This window comes from Mitsuaria chitosanitabida ATCC BAA-476 = NBRC 102408, assembly GCF_001598255.1.
GTDB lineage: Bacteria > Pseudomonadota > Gammaproteobacteria > Burkholderiales > Burkholderiaceae_C > Roseateles > Roseateles chitosanitabidus.
On sequence record NZ_BCYP01000021.1, the window covers coordinates 131,396 to 139,502 of the forward strand.

An 8,107-nucleotide genomic window follows, 5' to 3' on the forward strand; every position below is an offset into this window, starting at 1 on the left:
CCACACCCGATTCGAGGACCCCATGACCGCCTTCCCGCTGACCCCGGAAATCTCCCGCCTGCCCGATCCGTACCGCGAGGAGCTCCCGCTGGTGCACCGGCTCGCCGCCGAACTGGCCACGCTGAACTGGGCCGCGGTGATCGATCAGGCGCGACCCTGGGTGCGCCAGGTGCGCTCGAATCCGGCGCCCTTCTGGGCCATGGAATCGCTGCTGCGCGAGTACCCCATCACCAGCGCCGAGGGCCTGGCCCTGATGCGTCTGGCCGAGGCGCTGCTGCGCGTCCCCGATGCCGAGACCGCCATCGCGCTGACCGCCGACCAGCTCGGCCGCGCTGATTTCGACGGCGGCTCCGACGGCCCGCACAAGATGCTGGCCGGTCTGGCGGCGAGCGCGATCTCGCTGTCCAAGAAGTTCCTGCCGGACGCCGAGTCCGACTCCGGCCTGATGAAGCGCCTGGGCGCGCAGACCGTGGTCGCCGCGACGGTGCGCGCGATCCAGCTGCTGGGCCGCCAGTTCGTGCTGGGCCGCAACATCCAGGAAGCGATGAAGGAAGCCGACGCCGCCCGCAAGGTGCAGGCGCAGCTGCGCTTCTCCTACGACATGCTGGGCGAGGGCGCCCGCACCGAGAAGGACGCCGAGCGCTATCAGGCCTCGTATCTGAACGCGATCGCCGCCATCGCCGGCGGCCGCAAGGCCGAGTCGCCCGAAGCCAGCGACGGCATCTCGATCAAGCTGTCGGCGCTGTTCTCGCGCTATGAGGTGCTGCAGCGCGAGCGCGTCTATGCCGAGCTGCTCCCGCGCGTGTGGCAACTGGTCGAGAAGGCCGCGCAGGCCAACATCAACCTGACCATCGACGCCGAGGAAGTGGACCGGCTGGAGATGTCGCTGGACCTGCTGGACGTGCTGGCCGAGCGCATCGCCAAGCACTTCCCGCAATGGCGCGGTTTCGGCCTGGCCGTGCAGGCCTACCAGACCCGTGCCCGCGACGTGGTGGAGGCGGTCGCCGCCATCGCCCGCCAGCACGGGCTGCGCTTCATGGTGCGTCTGGTCAAGGGCGCCTATTGGGATGGCGAGATCAAGCGCGCCCAGGAGCAAGGCCTGTCGTGCTATCCGGTCTACACGCACAAGCCGCATACCGACGTCTCCTACCTGGCCTGCGCGCAGGCGCTGCTGAAGCATCACGACGTCATCTATCCGCAGTTCGCGAGCCACAACGCCGGCACCATCGCCGCGATCCTGGCGATGGCGCGCGCGCTGGGCGCCAAGTTCGAGATGCAGCGTCTGCACGGCATGGGCGAGGGCGTCTATCGCGAGGTGCTCAAGGATGGCTCCATCCCCTGCCGCGTCTACGCGCCGGTCGGTGAGCACCGCGACCTGCTGGCCTATCTGGTCCGCCGCCTGCTGGAGAACGGCGCCAACTCGTCCTTCGTCCACCAGCTGGCCGACCCGACGGTCGCGCCGGAAGAGCTGCTGGCCTCGCCGCTGACGCTGATCCAGGAATCGTCCAGCCTGCCGCTGCCGGTCGACCTGTATCGCGACGCGAGCGGCCAAGGCCGCGACAACTCCTCGGGCCTGGACCTCGCGGTGCCGGAGCAGCGCCAGCCGCTGCTCGACGCGCTGGCGCAATGCAGCGTCCCGACGCTGAGCGAGGACACGCCCGAAGCCGTGGACGCCGCGATGGCGCGCCTGCAATCGGGCTTCGCCGGCTGGAACGCGACGCCGGTGGCCGAGCGCGCCGCCGTGCTGCGCCGCGCCGCCGACGCGCTGCAGGCGCAACTGCCGCAGTACTGCGCGCTGCTGGTCAAGGAGGCCTACAAGAGCCTGGGCGACGCGATCAGCGAAGTCCGCGAGGCCATCGATTTCATGCGCTATTACGCCGACGAGGCGGAGCGGCTGGCCGCCGACGGCGTCGCGCTGAACGGGCGTGGCGTCTTCGTCTGCATCTCGCCGTGGAACTTCCCGCTGGCGATCTTCGCGGGCCAGGTGGTCGCGGCGCTGGCCGCGGGCAATGCGGTCGCCGCCAAGCCGGCCGAGCAGACCCCGGCCATCGCGCGGGACTGCGTCGCGCTGCTGCACGCCGCGGGCGTTCCGGAAGACGCGTTGCAACTGCTGCACGGCCAGGGCGAGACCGTGGGCGCGCGCCTGGTCGCCGCGCCGCAGACGGCGGGCGTGTGCTTCACCGGCTCGACGCAGGTGGCGCAGATCATCAACCGCCAGCTGGCGGCCAAGCCGGGCGCCGCGGCGCTGCCGCTGATCGCCGAGACCGGCGGCCTGAACGCGATGATCGTGGACTCGACGGCGCTGCCCGAGCAGGTCATCGACGCGGTCGTGCAATCGGCCTTCCGCAGCGCGGGTCAGCGCTGCTCGGCGCTGCGTCTGCTGGCCGTGCACGAGGCGGTGGCCGACGGCGTCATCGAGATGCTGCGCGGCGCGGTCAAGGAACTGCGCGTCGGCGACACGGCCGATCTGGCCACCGACGTGGGCCCGCTGATCGACGAGGAAGCCTTCCAGGCGATCTCCGCCGACGTGCAGCGCCTCAAGCGCGAGGCCTCGCTGATCGCCGAGGCGACCATCGCCGACGCGCGTCCGCGCCTGCTGCCGCCCGTGGCGGTGGAGCTGCCCAGCATCGCCTCGCTGAAGAAGGAGATCTTCGGCCCGGTGCTGCACGTGGTGCGCTGGGGCGGCGACGTCGACGGCGTGGTGGGCGAGATCAACGCGCTGGGCTACGGCCTGACGCTGGGCATCCAGACCCGCATTGACAGCCGCGCGCTGCGCCTGGCCTCCGAGGCCCGCATCGGCAACGTCTACGTGAACCGCAACATCATCGGCGCGGTGGTGGGCGTGCAGCCCTTCGGCGGCGAAGGCATGTCGGGCACCGGCCCGAAGGCGGGCGGTCCGCACTACCTGCTGCGCTTCGTCGCGCAGCCGGGCGCCGAGTCCGCCGAGGCGGGCGAGGGCACCGCGCTGACCACGACCGGCGCGGGCGCCGACCTGGCGCCGCTGTTCGACGCGCATGAAGTCTGGGCCGAGCGTGCCGTCGAGGACCGTGCCGCGGCGCTGGAGCGCTCGGCCGCCGGCCAGTCGCCGGTGGTGACCGGGGCCTGGCGCGACTTCGCGGCGGGCGCGCGTCGCGGGCTCAACGATGTCGAGCTGCCCGGCCCGACCGGCGAGAGCAACGAGCTGCGCCTGCACGGCCGCGGCGTGTTCGCGGTGCTGGCCGAAGGCGCGTCGCAGCAGGAGCTGGCGCGCGCCCTGGGCGCGGCGCTGGTGGCCGGCAACGCGGTGGCGGTGGTCGGCGGCGGCGATGCCGCCCGTGACCTGCGCAACGCGCTGATGCGCGGCGGCGTGGAGGCCTCGGCGATCGCGCTGCTGCCGGCGGACCAGCTCGATGCCGTGCTGCGCGCACCGCTGCTGGCGGGCGTGGTGGCCCCGGCCTCGCTGCGTCGCACGGCGCAGCGCGCGCTGGCCTCGCGCGACGGCGCGATCCTGCCGGTGGTGCCGACGGTGGAACTGGCCGATGCGCGCCAGCTCTACCGATTCGTCGCCGAGCAGACGCTGACGATCAACACGGCCGCCGCGGGTGGGAACGCCGCGCTGCTGGCAGGCGTGCACTGATCCGGCAGGCGCCCGAGGCGCCCCCGCCCTGAACGCCGCCGGTCCGCCCGGCGGCGCGTCCGTCGATCCGCCACCAGCCGGCGCGTGGGAGCACGCAGACCTCGCCGGCGCGCAGCCGGCGGGGCTCCGACCAGCAGTGGTCGGCCCACAGGCGCGGCGCGTCCTCGACGCAGGCCTCGCCCTCGTGGACATGCAGCACTGTCCCGCGCGGGAGCTTCAGCAGCGTCCATTGGCCGGGCGCGAGCGAGATCTCCCGCGCACCGCCTGCCTCGCGCCCATCGCTCCCTTCGCGCTGCTCGAGCGCACCGGCTGAGCCGCGCGCTCCGGGCACCCCCCCCGCTTCTGACGCTCTCGACGCCGGGTTCGACGCCCCATTCGACGCGCGACGCACTGCCGGTCGCGGGATGACGCCGCGCTCGGACCCGCGCGCGGCGAGACGCCAGGAGAAGGGCAGGGGCAGCAGTCGCAGAACAGCGTGGATGAGCATGGCTGGTCGCCCGGGCAGGGCGCCTCGTGTGGAAGGTCGGGAGCCAGTGTTCCGGCGCGCGGCTGGCGCGAACAGGCACAGCGCGGTCCTTTGTTCTCCATAACAGCGGACTCGCGAGCGCTGTTCCGTATCGACTGGTCGCCCGCTGTTGCGGTCCCGTCCGCGCGCGCGGCGCAGAATCCCGCGCATGCCTTCGCCCGCGACCGTGACCGATCCCCCGATCCCCGCCTTGCCCCCGTCCGGCGCATCCGGCGGGACCGGCACGACCGGCGGCACTGCCGCGGGCCTGAACCCGTCCTCCTCCGACCCGCTCTACGCGCAGGTCGCCGCGCACTATCGCCACGCCATCGACAGCGGCACCCTGCCGCCCGGCAGCCGCATGCCCTCTGTGCGGACGCTGATGGGGCTGCATCGCGTCAGCCTCAGCACCGCCCTGCAGGCCTGCCGCCTGCTCGAGAGCCAGGGCCTGCTGCAGGCCCGCCAGCGCGCCGGCTACTTCGTGCGCGCGCCACGGGCCGCGCGTCTGGCCCGCGCCGCCGAGCCCCGCCAGACGCAGGCCGATCCGGCCCGCTTCGTCGGCGTGCACGAGCGCATCTCCGAGATCCTCACCCGCGGCATCTCCGCCAAGGTCAGCGTCAACCTGAGCGGCGCCTGCGCGCATCCCTCGATGTACCCGGCCAAGGTGCTCGCGCTGCAGGCGCAGCGGCTGCTGCGCCGCCGGCCCGAGGTGCTCAGCACCCAGCCCGAGCCGCAAGGCCTGATGGCATTGCGCACGGCGCTGGCGCGGCTGGCGCTGGACGCCAGCATCCAGTTGCGGCCCGAGCAGATCCTCATCACCCACGGCTGCACCGAGGCGCTGGGCATCGCGCTGCGCGCGGTGACGCAGCCGGGCGACGCGGTGGCGGTGGAGTCGCCGACCTACTACGGCCTGCTGCAGATCCTGGAGAGCCTGGGCCTGCGCGCGCTGGAGATCCCCACCAGCCCGCACACGGGCCTGTCCGTCGAGGCGCTCGAGGACGCGGCCGCGCGCGAGCCGCGGCTCAAGGCGGTCGTCGTCGTGCCCAACCTGCAGAACCCGCTCGGGGCGGTCATGCCGGACGCGGCCAAGCAGGCGCTGCTGGCCTGCTGCGAGGCGCGCGACCTCGCGCTCATCGAGGACGACACCTACGCGCTGCTGTGCGACACGCCGCAGCGCGCGGTGAAGTCCTGGGACACGACGGGGCGGGTGATCTTCTGCTCCTCGCTGCACAAGACGGTGGCGCCCGGGATGCGGGTGGGCTGGATGTCGGCGGGGCGCTGGCAGTCGCGCGTCGAGATCCTCAAGTACGCCCAGAGCCGGCCCAACGAGATGCTCAGCCAGGCCGTGCTGGCCGAGTTCCTCGCCGGCGGCCAGATCGATCGCCACCTGCGCACGCTGCGCGCCAGGCTCGCCCAGCAGCGCGAGCAGATGGCGGCGGCCATCGCCGATCACCTGCCGCCCGGCACGCGGCTCAGCATGCCGCGAGGCGGTCCTAGCCTGTGGGTCGAACTGCCCGAGGGCCTGTCCTCGCTGGCGCTGTTCGACGCCGCGCTGGAGAAGGGCATCCGGCTCGGGCCGGGGCTGATGTACTCCAACTCGAATCGCTTCGACAGCTTCGTGCGCATCAACGCCGGCATCCCGATGGACGACGCGCAGCGCGCCGGCATCGCCACGCTGGGCGAGCTGTGCGACTCCCTGCTGCAACGGGCGCGCGCTCACGTCACGGTGCGCTGAGCGCGGACCGGCTTCACGCGGCCACGACGTCGCGCACGCAGGGCGGATCGCATCAGGTCGGACACCCGATCCGCGTCCCGTCCGCCGGCGGCAAGGGGACATGGGCCGCCGACTAAACTCCCCGCTCTATGAGTTCCTGCATCGCATTCATCGGCGGCGGCAACATGGCCGGCGCCATCATCGGCGGCCTGCGCCGAGCCGGGCATCCGGCGGAGGACCTGCTGGTCGTCGAGCCTTTCGAGGCCCAGCGCGAGCGCCTCGCCGCCGAGCACGGCATCCGGCCCCTGGCCGCGGCCGACGCCTCGCTGGCCCGCGCCCGCGCGGTGATCTGGGCGGTCAAGCCGCAGCTGTTCCAGGAGGCCGCCGCCCCGGTCGCGCCGCACGTCGGCGGCGCGCTGCAGCTCTCGGTGATGGCGGGCCTGCGCAGCGACGCGATCGCGCGCGCCACCGGCTCCGACCGCGTCGTGCGCGGCATGCCCAACACGCCGGCGCTGATCGGCGCGGGCATCACCGGGCTCTTCGCCCGCGCGGCCGCGACCGCGGAGGACCGCGCGCGGGTCGAGCAGATCCTGGCGCCCACCGGCCGCACGCTGTGGGTCGACCGCGAGGAGGACCTCGACACGGTGACGGCGCTGTCGGGCTCGGGCCCGGCCTATTTCTTTTTCCTGATCGAGCACATGGTCGCCGCCGCGCGGGCCCTGGGCCTGGACGAGGCCAAGGCGCGGGAGCTGGCCCTGGCCACCTGCGGCGGCGCCGCGGCACTGGCGCTGCACTCGGGCGAGCCGCCCGCGCAGCTGCGCGAGAAGGTGACGTCCAAGGGCGGCACGACGCACGCCGCGATCACCAGCCTGCAGGGCGAGGGCGTGGGCGCCGCGATCGAGCGCGCGGTCATCGCTGCGCACCGCCGCGCGGGGGAACTGGGCGACGAGTTCGGGCAGGCCTGAGCGCGGCGCGATGCCGACGCCATGCCGATGACGACCCGAGTCCGATGGACTGACTGATTCCGACCGATGGGGATTGCCGACCGATGGGGCCTGCGCGCGTGGTTGAGCGCGCCGGGCTCGCTGAGCAAGCGACTGGCCGCGACCGGCCGGCGCTATGAGGTGCAGGTGCTGCGCCAGACCGTGGCCCCGCTGCGGCTGCAGGAGCGCGCCGCGCTGGGCCTGCCGCCCCGCGGGCTGACCGTCGTGCGCGAGGTGCTGCTGCGCGTGGACGGCGTGCCGCTGGTGTGGGCGCGCTCGGCGGTGCATGGCGACTCGCTCAAGGGCCCCTGGAAGGCCGTCAACGGGCTGGGCAGCCGGCCGCTGGGTCACCTGCTCTACGACGATCCCCGCATCCATCGCAGCGAGCTGCGACCGCGCCGCGTGACGCGTCACGGCGCGACCTGGCTGCAGATGGCGGCGCAATGGCGCGAGGCCACCGGCGAGGACCCGCCTGCGATGATGCAGTGGTCGCGCAACTCGGTGTTCACGCGGCACGGCAAGCAGCTGCGGGTGATGGAGCTGTTCGTTCCCGACGTCGCGCTGCGCGACCCCGGGCCGATCCGGCGCAAGACCAGGGCGCGGCGCTGAGACCCGCCGCGCGGAGTTCCCCATGTCCGATTCCAAGACCGCTCGGAAGGCCGATGCCACGGCCGCTCCCCAGGCCCCGGCGGCCGATGCCGCGCGCGCGCCGAGCCGCCGGTTCCGGGACGGTTTCCGACGCTGGCTGCTGGCCCTGCGACCGGCGCCGATGCGCGTGGACGCCCGCGAGCGGCTGCGCGTGGTGGCCGGCGCCATCGTCGGCCTGCTGCTGACGGCGCTGTTCACCGAATGGGTGGCGCGTCACACGCCGCATGCGCCGGGCCTGCCCTGGCTGGTGGCGCCGCTGGGCGCGAGCGCGGTGCTGGTCTTCGGCGTGCCGGCCAGTCCGCTGGCCCAGCCCTGGGCGGTGGTGATGGGCAACACGGCCTCGGCGCTGGTGGGCATCGCCTGCCTGCACCTGTTCGGCGACGTGCCCGAGCTGGCCGCCGCGATCGCCGTGGGCACCGCCATCGGCCTGATGTTCCTGCTGCGCTGCCTGCATCCGCCGGGCGGCGCGGCCGCGCTGCTGATGGTGCTGGCGGGGGTCAAGGACTGGCACTTCGCGCTGGACCCGGTGCTGTTGAACTCGCTGGCCATGGTGGCGGCGGGCATGGTCTACAACAGCGTGACGGGTCGCCGCTATCCGCATCCGCAGATCGCCGCGCCCGCGGCGCCCCCGCCGGCGGGGG

General features: G+C 73.5%; 5 protein-coding genes. All 5 read left to right on the forward strand.

Annotation, left to right across the window (positions count from 1 at the left end; translation table 11 throughout):
• Positions 1-22: 22 nt before the first annotated feature.
• The gene (locus tag MCHT01_RS14640; protein WP_084452657.1) at positions 23-3,616 is read left to right on the forward strand and encodes an L-glutamate gamma-semialdehyde dehydrogenase; all 3,594 of its coding nucleotides are present in this window, start codon (positions 23-25) and stop codon (positions 3,614-3,616) included.
• 674 nt (positions 3,617-4,290) lie between these two features.
• Positions 4,291-5,856, forward strand: coding sequence for an aminotransferase-like domain-containing protein (locus MCHT01_RS14645; protein WP_084452659.1), 1,566 nt, complete (start codon positions 4,291-4,293; stop codon positions 5,854-5,856).
• Positions 5,857-5,984: 128 nt separating this feature from the next.
• On the forward strand, positions 5,985-6,800 hold the full coding sequence (gene proC / locus MCHT01_RS14650; RefSeq protein ID WP_067066072.1) for a pyrroline-5-carboxylate reductase: 816 nt from the start codon (positions 5,985-5,987) through the stop codon (positions 6,798-6,800).
• A gap of 66 nt (positions 6,801-6,866) precedes the next feature.
• Entirely contained in the window at positions 6,867-7,427 is a 561-nt protein-coding gene (locus MCHT01_RS14655) for a chorismate--pyruvate lyase family protein (protein WP_067066073.1), read from the forward strand.
• Between the two features lie 160 nt (positions 7,428-7,587).
• Positions 7,588-8,107, forward strand: a 520-nt coding sequence (locus tag MCHT01_RS14660) for an HPP family protein (protein ID WP_245643314.1), incomplete at its 3' end; no start/stop codon positions are given.